The sequence below is a fragment of the Halococcus thailandensis JCM 13552 genome (assembly GCF_000336715.1).
Taxonomy (GTDB): Archaea; Halobacteriota; Halobacteria; order Halobacteriales; family Halococcaceae; genus Halococcus; species Halococcus thailandensis.
In genome coordinates this window covers 131,256-148,097 of record NZ_AOMF01000174.1, presented here as the reverse complement: position 1 = coordinate 148,097, position 16,842 = coordinate 131,256, and the positions used below count along the sequence as shown (strand labels likewise).

Sequence of the window (16,842 nt, the reverse complement as noted above, 5' to 3'; positions counted from 1 at the left end):
CGCGGGACGCGCCGGTGACCACGCAGGTCTGCGTGTCGAGCGTCATGTCTCTGTGTCGTTGCTCTACGTGTAGCTACCTAAATCTGTGCCACGATAGATCACCGTCGCGACTGTGAACGTACCCGAACCATTCGTTACCATTGAATGGTACTGGCGTTATCGGAGCGACAACGACAGACTCTTTAGGCCGTCCTAAAAACACGCGACATCGCAATGACGGCCGACATCTGTGTGATCGTTCCGACGATACGCGAGTTCGAGTGCGTACGAGCCTACGCCGAAAACGCCCGCAAGCACGGCTTCGACACCGACCGTCTCCACGTCGTGCTCGTGACCGAGGACTTCTGTGACACCGAGGCGATGGCGACGATGCTCGACGAACTCGATCTCGCCGGCGAGGTCTTCGACGGCGCTGCCCGCGAGGAGTGGTACGACGAGCAGTCCGTCACGGAGTTCTCGCATCTCGTCCCCGCCGCGAGCCACGCCCAGACGAGTTTCGGGCTGCTCTACTGCTGGGCGAACGGGTTCGAGTATGGAATATTCATCGACGACGACACCCGCCCGCACATGGACGAGGACTTCTTCGGGACGCATCTCGCGAACCTGAACGATGAACACGAGGTCGAGCGCGTCCGCTCGGACGAGCAGTGGGTGAACGTCCTTTACGAGAACGCCGACGAGCACGGTCTCTACCCGCGTGGCTACCCCTACTCGGCGATGGACGAGGAGGTCGAGACCGACCGAACGCGCGTGACGAACGTCGTCGCCTCGCAGGGGCTCTGGACGAACGTGCCCGACCTCGACGCCGCTCGCATCCTCGCCGACGGCGATCTCCACGGCCAGGCCAAGACGCGGCTCTCGGCCGACGACTTCGGCGAGCCGTTCGTCGCCGCGGAGGGGCAGTATCTCACGGTCTGTTCGATGAATCTCGCCTTCCGACGCGAGGTGATCCCGGCGTTCTACCAGCTCCCGATGGACGACAACCCCTGGGACGTCGGCCGGTTCGACGACATCTGGAGCGGCGTCTTCCTCAAGCGCGCCTGCGACGTGCTGGACACGCAGATCATCACCGGTGGGCCGCTCTGTAAGCACAACAAGGCCGAGCGCTCGACGTTCGACGATCTCCGCTCGGAACTCCCCGCGCTCGACGCCAACGAGCGCCTCTGGCGGGCCGTCGACGACGCGGCCGCGGACGCCGATTCGTACGCCGGTGCCTTCGCCGCGATGGCCGACGCACTCGTCGAACGCGACTGGAGCGACTGCGAGAACGGCGAGTTCCTCCCGTACGTCGGCGAGTACATGCACGACTGGCTGGCCTGTCTCGACGCGCTCGATCCGGGCTCGATCGCCGTACCGGCCGCCGCCAGCGCCGACGACTGAACCGGTAGGTATAACAGCTACCACCCACCACCAATTTTTAGGCTGGCCAAAAATAGCCAGTGACAGACAATGAAAGGACACGATTTCGACAGACGGACGGTACTGAAAGGTGGTATGGCAAGCCTCGCCGCGGCGGCCGGACTCGCCGGCTGTACCGGTGGTGCAGAGTCAGGCAACGACAGCGCCAACGGCAGCGGCGGTGCGAACGGGAGCGGCAACGGCAGCGCAAACGGTAGCAACGCCAGCGGAACCCCGGGTGCCTCCGGCGACCGGAAGGTGCGCGTCGTGCTCGACGAGTGGCAGGTGAAACCCGACGCGAAATCGGTGCCGTCGGGGCAGGTGACGTTCAACGCCGTCAACAAGGGCCACGAGGTCCACGAGCTGGTCGTCAGAGAGCGCAGTGACGACGGTGCCTATGAGGAGCTCGACGAGGTCGACGACATCGGCAAGGGCACGAGCAAGAAGCTGCAGATGAAGCTCGAACCCGGCACGTACGAGCTCGCCTGCCTCATCGTCGAGGAAGAGGACGGCGAGACCGAGGATCACTACAAACTCGGCATGCACGAGACGATCGAGGTCACCAACTAACGACGCCGAGCCACGCCATGGGCATCGCGGTTTCATAACCGATACCAGAAACGACATACCGCCAAGCGGCGTCGCTGGGCGCGACGGATCGACCGTGGAACGACAGGGTTTTTAGGCTGTCCTAAATCATATGTTGCAATGACGCGACGCGCTGGTGACGATCCACGGGCGAACGGCTCCGACGATCACGGCGATTCCGGGCTGGGACGGCGACGGTTCCTCCGCACGTCGGCCGTCGTGGCCGGCGGCGCGCTGGTCGCCGGCTGTTCGTCCGGCGACAGCGGGGCCAACGCGAGCGGTGCAAACGGCTCCAACGCGTCGAGCAACGCCAGCGGCGGGGCGAACGGCACCGTCGGCAACGCCTCCGGCAACGCGAGCGCGAACGGCTCGGTCGGCATCACATCGTTCAGAGGGTCGGGCCCGCTCGTCGAAAGTCGCCCGCCGCTGAAGGGGCCGCGCATCGACGATCTCCCCGACCTCTCGGGGACGCTCAGTGTCTATCTCGGCGGCGGCGAGGGCGGACTCTACACCCAGTTCCTCGATCTGCTGCAGAAGATGTATCCGAAGTTCAACGTGAAGCTCCGGACGGCCTCCTCCTCACAGCTCGCGAATACGCTCATCACCGAGGTGGAGAGCGGCTCGCCGAAGGCCGACGTCTTCTGGGCGGTCGATCTCGGTGCGCTCGGCGTCGTCGCCAACAACGATGCGACGATGAAGCTCCCGAAGAAGGTGGTCAAGCCCGTCCCCAAGTCGTTCCACCCGAACGACCAGTGGGTCGGCGTCGCCGGACGCGCACGGAGCGTTCCCTACAACACGAACAAGCTCTCGGCGAACCAGATCCCGAACAAGGTCCAGAAGTTCACCGATGCCAAGAAACTGCAGGGGTCGATGGGCTGGGCACCGACCTACGGGGCCTTCCAGTCGTTCGTCACGGCGATGCGGCTGCTTCGCGGCAAAGAGCAGACCAAACAGTGGCTCACGGGAATGCAAGAACAGGGGATCTCCGAGTATCCCGACGAGTTCCTCGTCTCGAACGCCGTCGCCGACGGCGAGCTCGCGGCCGGCTTCGCCAACCACTACTACTCGCTGCGCGTGCGGGCCGCCCGCCCGAACGCGCCGATCGAGCTCGCGTTCACGAAGGGTGATGCGGGCGCGCTCATCAACGCCGCCGGCGTCGAGGTGATCAAAGGGACCGAGCGCCGCCAGCTCGCCATGGATTTCATCAAACACCTCCTGACCGCCGAGGCTCAGGAGTTCTTCGCCACGCGGACGTTCGCCTACCCGATGATCCCGGGCGTCCCGCCCGTCGGCGGACTGCCGACGATCGACGAGCTCAACCCGCCGGAGCTGGATCTCGCGAAACTCTCGAACCTCGAACCTACCCTGAAACTCATGCGCGAGACCGGAGTGCTCTGAGATGAGTACCCTCGGCGACGGTCGTATCGACATCGATCGCGGGACCGTCCTCAAAGGGGGGTTGCTCGCGCTCGCCGGCGCGATCGCGCTCGCGGTCGTCGCCCCGATCGCGTGGCTCGTCGTCCGCGCGTTCGACATGGGCATCGAGAGTGCGCTCGCGCTGCTGTCGTCGCCCTCGACGGTCCAGATCACGGTCAACAGCGCGCTGCTCGTGGCTGCGGTCACTGCCGGCTCGGTGCTGCTCGGCGTGCCACTCGCGGTGTTGACCGCACGCACCGACCTGCCGTTCCGACGGTTCTGGACCGTTCTGCTGGCGCTCCCGCTCGTCGTTCCGAGCTATATCGGCGCGTTCGCGTTCGTCTCGGCGTTCGGCCCGCGAGGGACGCTCGCCGACCTGCTCGCCCCGTTGGGTGTCGAATCCATTCCAACGATTTACGGGCTGCAAGGTACAGTGTTGGTCCTCACGCTGTTCGTCTATCCATACGTCTTCCTCACCACGCGCGCGGCGCTGCTCTCCTTCGACGCCAGTCAGATCGAGGCCGCGCGAACCCTGAACCACTCCTATCTCGGAGCCTTTCGCCGCATCGTCCTGCCACAGATCGCGCCGGGGATCGCCGCCGGCGCGCTGCTGGTGGGGCTCTACACGCTCTCCGATTTCGGGACGCCGTCGATCATGCATTACGACGTGTTCACACGCATGATCTTCGTCGAGTACAACGCCTTCGGCCGCGGCCGCGCGGCGCTGCTCTCGGTGCTCTTGCTGGGGCTCACCGTCGCCATCCTCGGCATCGAGTCACGCCTCTCGGCCGACGACGGAAACGCCTACGCCGGCGGACGGCGTGGCTACACCATCTCGCTCGGAGCCTGGAAGTGGCCGGCGCTCGCCTTCTGTACGCTGGTCGTCGCGCTCTGTCTGCTCGTCCCGCTCGGCGTGCTGGCGATGTGGCTGTTCCGCGGCGGGCCGGGTTATTCGGCCGGCGGGTTCGCCTTCGAGTGGTCCTACGGTCTGAACTCCGTCGTCGTCGCGGCGCTCGCGGCGCTCGTCGCGACGGTCGCGGCGCTGCCGGTCGGCTATCTCTCGGCGCGGACGGATGGCCCGCTCACGGATCTGTTCGATCGGATGACCTATCTCGGCTACGCCGCACCGGGCGTCGTCGTCGGCTTCGCGCTCGTCTACTTCGGCGTGCGCTATCTGCCGGGGCTCTATCAGACGCTCCCCCTGCTGATCTTCGGCTACGTCGTCCGCTTCATCCCGCAGGCGGTCGGCACCACCCAGTCGTCGGTGCTCCAGGTCGATCGGTCACTGCTCGAAGCTGCGCGCACGCTCGGCCACTCGCCGCTCGCGAGCTTCCGGCGCGTGACGCTCCCGCTGATCGCGCCGGGTGTCGTCGCGGGTGCGGCGCTGGTCTTCCTGACGACGATGAAGGAACTGCCGGCGACGCTCCTGCTGCATCCCTCCGGATTCAAGACGCTCGTCACCTACATCTGGCAGGTCCAAGACGCAGGATATTACGGGGCGGCCGCCGTACCGGCGCTCGTGCTCGTCGCCGTCTCCGGACTCTCGATGCTCGTCATCCTCACACAGGAGGGCGATGATGTCCGGTAAATCCACTCAGGAACCGTATCCCGAAGCCGCCACCGACCGCTCGCGTGGGGCTGACGCGCCCGACAGCGCGCCGGGAAGCGCCGACACCGCCGACGTGGTGCTCGAGCTCGCCGACGCGAGCAAGGAGTTCGGGGCCGAAACGGCAGTGAACGAACTCTCGCTGTCGGTCCGCGAGGGCGAGCTACTGACGCTGCTCGGCCCTTCGGGCTGTGGGAAGACGACGACGCTGCGGTTGATCGCGGGGCTCGAAACCCCGACGGCGGGAACGATCACTCTCGACGACGAGCGCGTCGCCGACGATACTCACTCCGTCGATCCGGAGGATCGCGACGTCGGCATCGTCTTTCAGGACTTCGCGCTGTTCCCGCACATGACCGTCGAGGAGAACATCGCGTTCGGCCTCACCGACGCCGACGGCGATCGAACGGACGAACGCGTGGCCGAGCTGCTCGAACTCGTCGGTCTCGAATCGTTCGGCGAGCGGACGCCCGATCAGCTCTCGGGCGGCCAGCAACAGCGCGTCGCGCTCGCCCGCGCGCTCGCGCCAGAGCCCGACCTCTTGCTGCTCGACGAACCCTTCTCGAACCTCGACGTGCGCCTTCGCGTGCGGATGCGCGAGGAGGTCCGTCGCATCCTGGAGGCGGCGGGCGTCACCGCCGTCTCCGTCACCCACGACCAGGAGGAGGCGCTGTCTATCTCCGATCGCGTCGCCGTGCTCAACGACGGCCGCCTCGAACAGGTCGGCCGTCCCGAGGTCGTCTTCGAGCAGCCCGAATCGCGCTTCGTCGCCGCCTTCCTCGGTCGCGCGGGTTTCCTGTCGGGCAGCGTCGACGAGGCGGGCGTCCACACCGGCATCGGGAGCTTCGAGACGGCGCGCATGCAGGGGCTCACCGACGACTACGCCGGCACCGACATCGACGTGCTCGTGCGGCCGGACGACCTCCGGGCGAACCCTGTGGCGGACGAGGATGCGGGCAACGGACGGGTCGTCCACCGCCAGTACACCGGCTCGTCGTTCGTCTACCGCGTCGAACTCGATACGGGCGACGTGATCCACTGCGAGCACAACCACACGACCGACATCCACCTCGACCAGCGGGTCGCCGTCTCGTTCGTCGCCGACCACCGGCTCGCGTGGTATCCCGCCGAGTGATGGGACAGCTCGGCGAGCGACTCGACGGACGACGGTTCCGACTCGGAGCGCTCGCCCTCGCCCTGATCGGCGGGCTCGCCGTGTGGATCGTCTCGACGGAGCTCTTCCCGTATCTCTCGCTGAACCACGACGAAGGGGTGTATCTCCAGCAAGCTAGCATGCTGCTCGACGGACAGCTGTTCCTCCGGCCGCCGGTCCCCGAATCGTTCCGACCGTGGTTCTTCGTCGGGAGCGAACAGGGGTTCTACCCCAAGTACGCGCCCGTCGCCGCCGCGATGTTCGCGCTCGGCCGGCTCGCGGGCGACTACACGCTCGCGCTCGTCGCCATCGCGGCGGCGAACGTCGCTCTTCTGGCGATCGTCGTCGCCGAAACCTTCCGCCACGAGGGCCGGCAGTTCGCACGTGCGGCAGGATTGCTCGCCGGCGGATTGGTCCTGTTCTCGCCGCTCTTTCTCATCAACTCGTCGACGTTCCTCTCGTACGCGCCGACGACGCTGTGGAACCTGCTGTTCGCCGCGGCGTATCTCCGTGCCGACCGTACTGGGAATCGAGCGCTGGCGGCGGTCGCCGGACTCGCCATCGGCATCGCCTTCTTCTCGCGACCCTACACCGCCGTGTTGTTCGCCACACCGTTCGTCGTCCACGCGCTCTGGACGCTGCGGGATGGCCGTGACGCCGTGATCCGCAACGGTCTGACCGCCGCCGGTGGGCTGCTCGGCGTGGGCGTCGCGCTCGGTTACAACGCCTTCCTCACCGGCGATCCGTTCACCTTCCCGTACGCGGCGTTCGCACCGCTTGACGGCATCGGCTTCGGGAAGCGAGCGATCCTCGGCCACGCCAAGCAGTATACGCCGACGCTCGCGCTGACGGCGAACGCGAAGGTGCTCGCGACGTTCTTCGGCCGGTGGGGGATCGCCGGCGTGCTCGGAACGGCGCTCGCGGCCTGCGGGACGGTGCTCGCGATCGTCGTCCCGCGAAACCGACTGCACGCCCGGACCGCGGTGCTCGCCGGGCTGTTCGTCTCGATCCCCGTCGGCAACGTCCTCTTCTGGGGCAACTTCAACATTCTCGGCGATCTCGAAGAATCAGGAACGGGACTGATCGCCTTCCTAGGGCCGTACTACCACTTCGATCTACTCGTTCCGACAGCGGCGTTCGCGGCGTACGCCGGCCTCCGCGGCGCGCTTCGACTCAGCCGTCTGCTACGAGCACGTTTCGACGCCCGACAGGCGAGCGTCGCGCTCGCGGTCTGTCTGCTCGTCGCGGGCGTGGCGCTGGCGGGCGTGACGGCGAGTGCGGCGAGCGAACCGCTCGAACGCAACGGCAACGTCACCGGCGAGTACGAGCAGGCCTACCAACCCTTCGAGAATCGGAGTCTGGCGAACGCGCTCGTCTTCCTCCCGACGACGTACGGTCGCTGGCTCAGCCATCCGTTCCAGGCGCTGCGCAACGATCCCGGCTTCGGCGGCGACGCGGTCTACGCGCTCGCCGAACGCCAGTTCGCGGTCGTCGACGCCTATCCGAACCGGTCGTACTACCGCTACGTCTACGACGGGTCGTGGAGCCCGACGACCGGTGACGCCTCCGAGGGTGCCCTCCGACCGATCACGGTCCGCTCGGGCGATCGACTCGCGGTCGACGGAGAGTTCGGGATCCCCGGCTCGCCCGAGAGCGTCACGGTGCGCCTCGCGAACGGCGACAATCAGACGTACTACACGACGACGCGCGACAACGGAACGCTCGACCTCCGGCTCGTCGCTGACGAACGCGCTCGACTCCGCGGGGAGATCACGCCGGTCAACGGGAGTTCGATACCGCTCACCGGTGACACGCTCACGCTGTCGGTGTTCGTCGATAGAGGGCCGACCGGCGGGTTCGGCTACCGCGTCGAGCTTCCGTTCGACCGTTCAGGAACTACGATCCGCGCGCTCACGCCCACGAAAGAGGTCTGTCCGACCTATCGCTGTGGCGGCGGACGCGGGGTGGTCAACGGCACCAGCGACGGCGTGTCGATCGACGCGAACCTCACGGCTGCCTGATTACCGACGGCGCTCTTCGAGACCGACGGTGAGTATCGAGCGCGCGATCTCCTTCCCATCCGAGAGCGGGTCGAGCGTCGTCTCGCCGAGGCGCTCGCCGTACTCGATCGGTGTCTCGTGGACGTCGTAACCGCGCGCGAGCGGGCGGACGAGTAGTTCAGCGGAGAGACCGGTGTTCTCGGTCCACTCGATGTCTTCGATCACCTCGCGTCGATAGGCGCGCATTCCGGTCGTCGTGTCGTGGACGCGCTCGCCGAGCAGGAGGCTCGCCAGCACGGCGAAGGCGTGGTTGCCGAGGCGGTTGAACGGCGGCATCGTCGCGGCCCCGTGGTAGAGGCGATCACCACTGACGACGTCCGCGCCGCCGTTGATCGCGTCAAGGAACTCGGGAAGGGCGTCCATCGGATAGGTGCCGTCGCAGTCGGTCGTGACGATCACCGGGCGATCGGCCGCTCGGAGCGCGCGGGCGACGGCGACGCCGTAGCCCTGTGGCTCCTGTTCGATGACGCGCGCGCCGTGCTCACGGGCGATCTCGGCCGTGCAATCGCTCGATCCGTCGACACAGACCGTCTCGGCAGCGCCATCGGTCGCCTCGTCGATCGAATCGAGCACGCTCTCGATGGCGGCTTCTTCGTTGTACGTACCCATCACGACGCTCACGTCGTCGAAATCGTAGGGTTCGAATGTGCTCATCGACGCGGCTTCGCCCCACCCCTACTTGAGTTTTTAGGCTCGCCGAAATCAGCGGCGGCGAGCGAGCGCGACGCCCGCGAGCGCGAGGACGGCGAGCAGCGCGGCACCCGCACCGAATCCGGGCCCGAACGCGTCACTGCTGTCGGTCTGTGTCGGCGAGCTCGTGCCGACCAGTCCGCCGCCGTCGGTCGCGGTGGCTCCGTCGTCGCTCCCGTTGTCGGCGGTCGTGTCATCGTCCTCGGCAGCCGTCGGCGTGTCGGTCGCGGTCTGCGTGTCGGTTGCGGTCGCCGTCTCAGTCGGCGTCGGGCTGTCGGTCGCGGTTTGCGTGTCGGCCGCGGTCGATCCGTCGGTCGTGTCTGTCGTCGCGTTCGCATCCGATCCGTTCGGCGTCGCCGTGAACGTGCTCACGCCGCCGCTACAGCTACCGGGACTGATCTCGACGGGACTGCTCATGTCGAGCTCGGTCGTCGAGCCGTCGCCCGAGCGGACGATCCAGTTGTCGATCTCGTTGTCGCTGGGCGAGCCGCTCCACTCCTCGAAGGGGTAGCGGTCGACCTCGTCGTTGAACGCGATGTCCGCGGTGATCGTGCTGTAGTCCGAACTCCCCAGTCCGCGGAAGGCTGCACCGTCGGTACGCTCGCCGTTCGAGTTCCACTCGATGTGTGCGCCCGTGTCGGTGTACTCGAAGGTGTCGTCACGGTTGGTGTAGTTGTCGTCCTCGACGGCCCACTCGCCATCGGAGGGGAGTCCCGAGATGTCACCCGTGGCGACGAACCCGTACGGCTCGTTGATCTTGTCGTGGAGGAAGACGAGGCTCAGCCCGTCGCTACCGCGATAGACGAACAGCTGGCTCACCTGGTTCTCCTGGATATCGGTGGTGCCGAGCGAACTGTAGTTCGCCTGATCGTCGAGCACCGTGTAGTCGTAGAACTGCTCGACCGTCTGGCTGCCGTCGCCGAGCGGCGTGACCTCCGTACACGTATCGCCCTGCTGGACGATGAACGTCGCGTTCTCCTGGGCCACCGCCGATCCCGGTACGACGGCGAGCGATCCGACGACCATCACCGTGAGCGCAACGGCAGCGAGCCACGATCGCCCGTGCTCGCCCGCCCGCACTCCCGAACGTTCGCTCATAGAACAGGGTGCTCCGTCCATCTATATAAATGGCGCCTGTCCGTCCCGAACGAGGCTCTACTAGTGGGGGCGAACACCGGTCGATCGGCTCTGCTGCCAGCGAGACGGACGATCGGCGGGCTCAGAGCATGTTCTCGGCTTCGAGACGCTCCCAGACGGCTTCGCCCTTCTCGGTGATGCCGTAGACGCGGCCTTTCTTCTGGTCCTCGGAGACGAGCAGCTCGACCATCCCACGCTCGTCGTCGCGCAGTCCCGACAGCGCCCGCGAGACGTGCGCGATGGCAATCCCCTCGTCGGTGGCGATGCGTGACGGCGTCGCCGGCCCCTCGACCAGCCGCGAGAGTACGTCCACGCGGTACTGCGAGCGAATCACGAAACTGATCGTATCCCAGTCCTCCATCATTTAGCTCCCCTGTTCGTTCCCCTATACACTGGAGAACCATAACAAGTGCGTATCAGTTACCTACAACTACGTACGTTTTGATTATCGAAACACGACTCGCTGGTGGGGTCGCGTGACCGCCGGGCGATGGCGAACGAACACACTCAAGAACCCACCCACCCGAGAGGGCGAATACGGTGTCCCGTGATTCACTCTCGGAGAACACGACGGCCGACCGCTACGCCGAGAGCGCCTCGGCCCTCGGCGGGCTGCCGGGCGACCTCCTGCTCGTCGTCGCCTACGCGCTCGTCGGTGGCGGTCTCCTCGTCGTCGGTCTCCCCTCGACGCTGCAGTTCATCGTCGGGATCCCACTCCTGCTGTTCGTCCCTGGCTACACGGTGCTGTCGGCGCTGTTCCCCGGTCGCCCCTCGCGGAACGCGGGCCAGGTGAGTTCGCTATCGGGCATGACGCGGACGTTTTCGAGCCTACGGTCGATCCAACACCGCGGCGTCCGCTGGGGTGAGCGTGTGGCGCTCTCGTTCGGGCTCAGCCTGTTCCTCGTGCCGCTGCTCGCGCTCGTGCTCGATTTCTCCACGCTCCTGTTCGGCACTGACTCGCCCTACCATACGGGACCGATCGTCGCGGTGCTCGTCGGCTTTGCAGTGATCTGTGCCGCCATCGGGTTCGTCCGCCGACTCGGGCTGCCGCGCGACGAGCGTTTCGGCGTGCCGGTCGGCTACTGGATCGACGACTTCGTCGGCGGGCTCACCGGCTCGTCGGTCGACGCACTTCTCAACGTCGTGCTGGTGCTCAGCGTACTCGTCGGCGCTGCGAGCATGACCTACGCGCTCGCGGTGCCACAGGACGGCTCGTCGACGACGAACTTCGCCGTCGGCACGCAGGACGGCTCCGGGGAGTTCACGGTCGGCGACTATCCGCCGAACATGACCGTCGATCAGCCCCAACAGCTCACCGTCCAGCTCCAGAACCACGAGGGCGAACCGGCGAACTACTCGGTGGTGGCCCAGCTCCAGCGCTACGACGGCGAGGAAGTGCTCACGCGGAACACACTCGAGCGGTTCTCGACACAGACCGTCCCGGAGAACCGGACGTGGCAGCGCCAGCACACCGTCACGCCGAACATCGCCGAGAACGACCTGCAGCTCGTCTACCTGCTCTATCAGGGTGATCCACCGCAGAACCCCACCGAGGAGAACGCCTATCGGTCGGTCCATCTCTCGGTGAACGTTTCGGGTGGCGGTGGAGCCGGTAGTGGCGGAACCGGTGCTGGTGGCGGCGGAGCCGGTGGCGGCAACGGGAGTGCCTGACGTGTTCCCCTGGGGTCACGTCGCGGTCGGCTATCTCTGCTACTCGCTGCTCACCCATCTCCGCGGACGCACGCCGACCGGCGCGGCGACGATCGCGCTCGTCGTCGGCACGCAGTTCGCCGACCTCGTCGACAAGCCGCTGTCGTGGTCGTTCGATCTCCTGCCGGCGGGCGTGCTCGCGCACTCGCTCTTTTTCGCACTCCCGTTCTCGGCGCTCGTGCTCGTCGTCGCCCGTCGCCTTTCGTACACACAACTCGCGAGTGCGTTCGTCGTGGGCTATCTCTCGCATCTCCCGGCCGACGTACTGCCCTCGCTCGCAACCGGCGACCCCTCCTACTGGCCGCTGTTCTGGCCCGCGATGGCTCGCCCGGGCGTCGACGTCTCGGACCCGATCGTCGGCCCCGGAGCCGGTGCGGGACTGCTCGAAAACGCTGCCTACTACATGAGCGACTTCCTGCCGATGCTGTTCAGTCCCATCGGCGTGGCGTACGTCCTGTTCATGGTCGGCGTCGTCGCCCTCTGGCTTTACGACGGGCGTCCCGGTATCGGGATCATCGGGCGTGCCCTCGGCCGGGTGACGGGTCGAAGCTCGCACTGAGGAACATCAGCGACGACGCAATCAGCGAAGAGTCGTATAGGCCGCTCGCGCGAGTCGCATGGTCGTGCCGGCGCGCTCGGCCTCGTGATACGTTCTGAGATCGGGATCGAACTTCGCCTTGTATTTGTTGAGCCGGCGCGAATCCGCACCGACGAGATCGTACGAGTCAATGTCGCGCTCCATCGCGTCTCGCATGATCCACCAGTCGACGTGATCGTTGACGGGGATGGCGGCGTCGTGTTTCGCGCCACCTTGCCAGCGGTGGATCGTGCCCTCGTCTTCGAGCGTGATCATCCCGCCGGCGAATCGGCCGTCGATCCGGCAGACGTACGCGCGCAGGCAGCCCTCCGGCAGGCGCTCGCGCAGGTCAAGGACGAACCCTGGCGTGACGCCGTAGGACTTGTCCTGTGCCTCGTACCGGCGATAGATCTGGGTGACGATGCGCCGGATCGCCCGCTCGCCGCCCTCCTCGATGGTGCAGTTTTCGGGAACTCCGTCGCGGACGTTGCTCCGCGCGTCGCTGCTGAACCGTTTCAACAGTTCGTCCGCGCCGATCGAGAGATCCACAGTGTACGTGTGGCCGAGCGACGCCGCCAGTTCGTTCCATTCGAGCGGGCGGAGATCCGTGTACCGATAGTCACTGCGGACGTGGGTGTAGCGCGGTCCGACATGCTCGTCGACCCACTCGATGCAGCCGTCGACGAACCGCTGATGACGGCGCTCGCGCTTTCGCTGTTTCAGCTTTCCCATGTTCAGCAGCGCCGGCCCGAGATACGGAACCAGGAGATCGGGCGGTGGCGAGAAGGCCATCGGCACCCCCAGTCGCTCGACGGCGAAGATCGGGAAGATCCCCACCGGCTCCTGCCCCTTGAACCCGATCAGGGGGTGCAGATCGGCGTCGGCGTGTGCCGCGAGCGCCGCGAGACTCCCCTGTCGATGGAAGGGGTTCGACTGCGGCGAGCGCTCCACGTAGCTGTTCCACTTGTCCAGATCGTCGTCGGTCGCGCTGCGTATCTCGATGCTCATTCCATATACCCCAGATCCGAGAGTCGGTCCTCGACTGCCTGTTCGTCGGTCGTCTCGCGCGCCTGTCCGTCGTACTCCGGATAGGTCCGCTCACCGGTCGATTCGACGATATCCAGCACTCCGCCATCCATGTGGTCGCCGCGCGGGAGTCCGAGCGACGCGAGCACGGTCGGCGCGACATCGAACAGATGTGCGTCCGCGAGCGATCCGTCGCTATCGATGCCCGCACCCGTCGCGGCGATCATCCCGTCGCGTTTGTGGTTGTAGGGCTCGGTCGGCGGGCCGAACGTCTCTCCACGCAACTGCGTCGAGAGGAACTGGTCGAAATCACGGGGGACGAGAACGATATCGACCGCATCCTCGGCCTCCGAGCCGTGGAAGTAGTCCTCGCGGGGGGCGACGTCGTCGAACGCCGGCTTTCCGTCGGGCGTTTCGAGGGCGGCGAGGCGATCGATGAGTTCCGTCCGGACTTCTTCGTACTCGTCGGCCGGAACGACGCCGTCGGGTTCGCGCCCGGCGACGTTCAGTCGGACGCCACACTCGATATGTGAGCGTGCGTACGCCGTCGAGGCGGGGAAATCCACCCGCTCGGTGCCGGCACGAACCATCGCCTTGGGTGCGTGGGCGACGACGAACTCGGCGAGCCCGAGACGGTCGAGCACGGCGTTGATCCGCTGGCTCGTGATACCCACGCGCGTCAGCCCGCCCATCGCCTTTTCGAGCAGCGCGTCGGTGCCGCTCTCGCTTTCCTCGTCGTCGAAGAACTGCTCGTCGCGGAGCACGTCCCACGAGGGCATCCCGCCGCCACGGGCTGTCTCGACGTAGCCCTCGTCGCGCAGGAGGGAGTTCACGCGCACATCGTAGCCGCTGTATTTTCCGATGCCGTGATCGCTGGCGACGATGACGGTGTCGGGATCGCAGGCATCGAGGATCTCGCCGACCTGCTCGTCGACGGCCTCGTAGACCGCCTGGAGCGCGGCGAAATCGCCGGGACACTCGTGGAAGACGGTGTCCGTCGTCTGGAACTGGACGAAACCGAACGCCGGCGAGAAGCGATCGGAGAGATAGCGGAAGGCCTCGCCGCGCATCCGCGTCACCGTCCGATACTCGTCGATCTTTTCTTCAGTAGTCGCCTCCCTACCGCCGGTGTGGCGCGGATAGACCCGGTACGCCCCGAGTTCCTCGCGGACGTCGTCGAGCAGTCCGTCAGGATGGCAGGTCGGCGAATCGGGCGCGACGTAGCCCGGGATCAACGCGCCGTCGAATTCCTTGGGTGGGTGGGTGACGGGCACGTTGACGACGACGGACGATTTCCCCTCGTCGTCGAGCAGTTCCCAGAGTGCGTGCTCGCGCACGTCGGTCGCGTTCACCACGTCCCAGTCGTAGCCCGAGTAGTCGAGAAAGCCGAAGACGCCGTGGTTGCCGGGGTTCGTCCCCGTGTAGAGCGAGGGCCACGCGCTCGCGGTCCACGGCGGCAGCTGCGATTCGAGCGGGCCGCTCGCGCCGTCCGCGAGGATTCCCTCCAGCGCCGGCAGCTCGGCCCCGCGCTTGTCGAGGCGGTCGAACACCGGCCCGCAGGCCGCATCCAGCCCGACGAGCAGCGTCTCCAGCCCCGATCCGGGGCGACGTTCGTCGTCCATTCGGTGGTGGTAGTCGGTGCGGCGGCCGTGAATCTACCGATGCACGGCGCGGCCGCCCGAGGCGAGAACGAAAGGCTGTTTGGCAGTGCTGGAGTCGGACTGACGTAATGAGTCCCTCCGTACAGTTCACGCGTCGCTCCCGATCGAGATCGGCGCGACCGACATCGGCGGCCTCCGACGGGTACTGAATGGCGAACGAACAGTCGGCGGCCGAGGAGTCGAACCTCTCGTCGCTGGTGTCGAGTGCGAGCCTCATGCTGATCGGCAGTCTACTGGGCGCGTTTTCGAAACTGTTCGAACAGGTGCTGCTCGGTCGCGTGCTCTCCCAGCCCGCGTTCGACGCGTTCAGCAAGGGGTTCTCGATACTGATGCTTAGCTCGACGATCGCGCTCGTCGGCTTCAACGAGGGGATCCCACGCTTCATGTCCCGGTTCGACGACGAGCGCGACGTGCGCGGCGTCTGGGTGACGGGCATCGTCATCGCGGGACTCGCCGGGATCGTCATCGCCGGCGGGCTGATCGCCGGCGGCGACTGGGTGCGGCGCGTGTTCTTCGGTGCCGATTCACCGCCGCTGCTGGTCACATTGTTCGCGATAGCGATCCCGCTCGTCGTCGGGCTGCGCGTCGCCGTTGGCGCGATCCGTGGCCACGAGAACACCATCTACCGGACCTACGCGTACGATCTGCTCTACAACGGCCTGCGCGTCGGCATCCTCCTCGTCCTGCTGTTCGGGATGGGGATGGGCGTGCTCGCGGCGGGCTATGCCTACGTCGCCGCGGCGGTAGTCGCCCTCGTCGTTGCACACATCCTGCTCAACCGACTGCTCTCGCTCCGGGGCCCCTTCCGGACGCACGCGGGCGCGATGGTTCGGTTTTCCCTTCCGCTCGTGGTCGCCTCGGCGGTTTCCTCGATCCTCTCGCAGGTAGACACGCTGATGCTCGGCGCACTCGCGTCGGCCCCGAACGCTGCCGGCATCTACAACTACGGCTATCCGCTCGCGGCCGGGCTACCCGTGATCCTCTCGGTGTTCGGTTTCCTCTATCTCCCGCTGGCCTCACGCCTCGACGACGATAGCAACCGTGAAGAGGTCGATCGCATCTACAAGATCACGACCAAGTGGATCTATATCGTCGCCTTCCCGCTCTTTCTGACGTTCGTCGCCTTCTCCGGCGACGTCGTCGAGATCGTCTTCGACGTGACCGATCCGCGCTCGTCGGCGGCGCTCGCGATCCTCTCGATCGGTTTCTTCACCAGCGCGGCCAACGGGCGGTGTCAGGACACGCTCTCGGCGTTCGGCTACACGACGTATATCCTCGTGGTGAACACCGCTGCAGCCGTGCTCAACATCGTTCTCAACGTCGTGCTCGTGCCGTCGTACGGCGTCGTCGGTGCGGCGCTGGCCTCGGCGCTCTCGTTTTTCTCGCTCAACGCCATCGCCATGCTGGTGCTCTGGCGGCTGTCGGGCATCTCGCCGTTCTCGCGATCGACCGTCAAGACGTTCGTCCTCCTGCCGCTCGTCCTCTTCCCACTCGCGTTCGGGCTGTCGAACGTCGTGGAGCTGTCGGTCGTCACGCTGCCGCTGTTCGCCATCGGTGCCGGCCTCGTCGCGGTGGCGCTGGTCGCCGTCACTGGTTGTCTCCAGGCCGAAGACGAGATCCCGATCGAACAGATCGAGGAGCGCCTCGGCATCCGCGTGCCCGTGATCCGCCGCTACATCCCCTCGCGCCGCGAGTGATCGGCGGCCGGTCACGGATGACGGACGTCAGACGGATAGGCTGCGATTTTCGTCGGATGGGAAAACACATATGTGAGAACGAAGTGTACCTCAATGAGATCGAACACGACCAGTCATTCAATC

Annotated in this window: 14 protein-coding genes; 9 read left to right on the top strand and 5 right to left on the bottom strand. The window is 66.3% G+C overall.

The window, feature by feature from the left end:
* Positions 1-213 precede the first annotated feature (213 nt).
* The 6 genes from C451_RS18295 (at position 214) to C451_RS18270 (ending at position 8,182) form a co-directional block, all read left to right on the top strand.
* Positions 214-1,380 (top strand): alpha-1,4-glucan-protein synthase, encoded by a 1,167-nt coding sequence (locus tag C451_RS18295; RefSeq protein WP_007742923.1) that lies wholly within the window; start codon positions 214-216, stop codon positions 1,378-1,380.
* Positions 1,381-1,494: 114 nt separating this feature from the next.
* Complete coding sequence (locus tag C451_RS18290; protein WP_007742922.1) at positions 1,495-1,968, top strand: cupredoxin domain-containing protein; 474 nt, start codon at positions 1,495-1,497, stop codon at positions 1,966-1,968.
* 138 nt (positions 1,969-2,106) lie between these two features.
* Positions 2,107-3,384: an extracellular solute-binding protein gene (locus C451_RS18285; protein WP_007742921.1), complete on the top strand. Its 1,278-nt coding sequence runs from the start codon at positions 2,107-2,109 to the stop codon at positions 3,382-3,384.
* 1 nt (position 3,385) lies between these two features.
* Positions 3,386-4,990: an ABC transporter permease gene (locus tag C451_RS18280; protein ID WP_007742920.1), complete on the top strand. Its 1,605-nt coding sequence runs from the start codon at positions 3,386-3,388 to the stop codon at positions 4,988-4,990.
* Positions 4,980-6,143 carry an ABC transporter ATP-binding protein gene (locus tag C451_RS18275; protein ID WP_007742919.1) on the top strand — a complete coding sequence of 388 codons (1,164 nt, stop codon included), beginning with the start codon at positions 4,980-4,982 and terminating at the stop codon, positions 6,141-6,143. Before C451_RS18280 ends, C451_RS18275 begins: the two co-directional genes overlap by 11 nt.
* Entirely contained in the window at positions 6,143-8,182 is a 2,040-nt protein-coding gene (locus C451_RS18270; protein WP_007742917.1) for an ArnT family glycosyltransferase, read from the top strand. Before C451_RS18275 ends, C451_RS18270 begins: the two co-directional genes overlap by 1 nt.
* Here the strand turns inward: C451_RS18270 and C451_RS18265 are convergent, their stop codons facing one another.
* The 3 genes from C451_RS18265 to C451_RS18255 all read right to left on the bottom strand — a co-directional run bounded on the left by C451_RS18265 (position 8,183) and on the right by C451_RS18255 (position 10,412).
* Positions 8,183-8,875 carry a dolichyl-phosphate hexose transferase gene (locus C451_RS18265; RefSeq protein WP_007742916.1) on the bottom strand — a complete coding sequence of 231 codons (693 nt, stop codon included), beginning with the start codon at positions 8,873-8,875 and terminating at the stop codon, positions 8,183-8,185.
* A 48-nt stretch (positions 8,876-8,923) separates the two neighbouring features.
* Complete coding sequence (locus C451_RS18260; protein WP_007742915.1) at positions 8,924-10,009, bottom strand: hypothetical protein; 1,086 nt, start codon at positions 10,007-10,009, stop codon at positions 8,924-8,926.
* A gap of 121 nt (positions 10,010-10,130) precedes the next feature.
* The gene (locus C451_RS18255; protein ID WP_080503562.1) at positions 10,131-10,412 is read right to left on the bottom strand and encodes a transcriptional regulator; all 282 of its coding nucleotides are present in this window, start codon (positions 10,410-10,412) and stop codon (positions 10,131-10,133) included.
* Positions 10,413-10,588: 176 nt separating this feature from the next.
* Between C451_RS18255 and C451_RS18250 the strand changes: the two genes are divergently transcribed.
* Both C451_RS18250 and C451_RS18245 read left to right on the top strand, forming a co-directional pair.
* The gene (locus tag C451_RS18250) at positions 10,589-11,719 is read left to right on the top strand and encodes a DUF1616 domain-containing protein (protein WP_007742913.1); all 1,131 of its coding nucleotides are present in this window, start codon (positions 10,589-10,591) and stop codon (positions 11,717-11,719) included.
* Positions 11,712-12,317, top strand: a complete 606-nt coding sequence (locus C451_RS18245; protein ID WP_241431257.1) for a metal-dependent hydrolase — start codon at positions 11,712-11,714, stop codon at positions 12,315-12,317. Before C451_RS18250 ends, C451_RS18245 begins: the two co-directional genes overlap by 8 nt.
* Before the next feature lie 21 nt (positions 12,318-12,338).
* On the opposite strand, the gene C451_RS18240 is transcribed toward C451_RS18245, so the two are convergent.
* Entirely contained in the window at positions 12,339-13,343 is a 1,005-nt protein-coding gene (locus C451_RS18240) for a GNAT family N-acetyltransferase (protein WP_007742911.1), read from the bottom strand.
* A complete protein-coding gene (locus C451_RS18235; RefSeq protein WP_007742910.1) occupies positions 13,340-14,983 on the bottom strand; it encodes an alkaline phosphatase family protein in 1,644 nt (547 codons plus the stop codon). The genes C451_RS18240 and C451_RS18235 overlap by 4 nt, the downstream gene beginning before the upstream one ends.
* A gap of 188 nt (positions 14,984-15,171) precedes the next feature.
* Here C451_RS18235 and C451_RS18230 point away from each other — a divergent pair, with 188 nt between their 5' ends.
* Entirely contained in the window at positions 15,172-16,719 is a 1,548-nt protein-coding gene (locus C451_RS18230; protein ID WP_007742901.1) for a flippase, read from the top strand.
* Positions 16,720-16,842 lie beyond the last annotated feature (123 nt).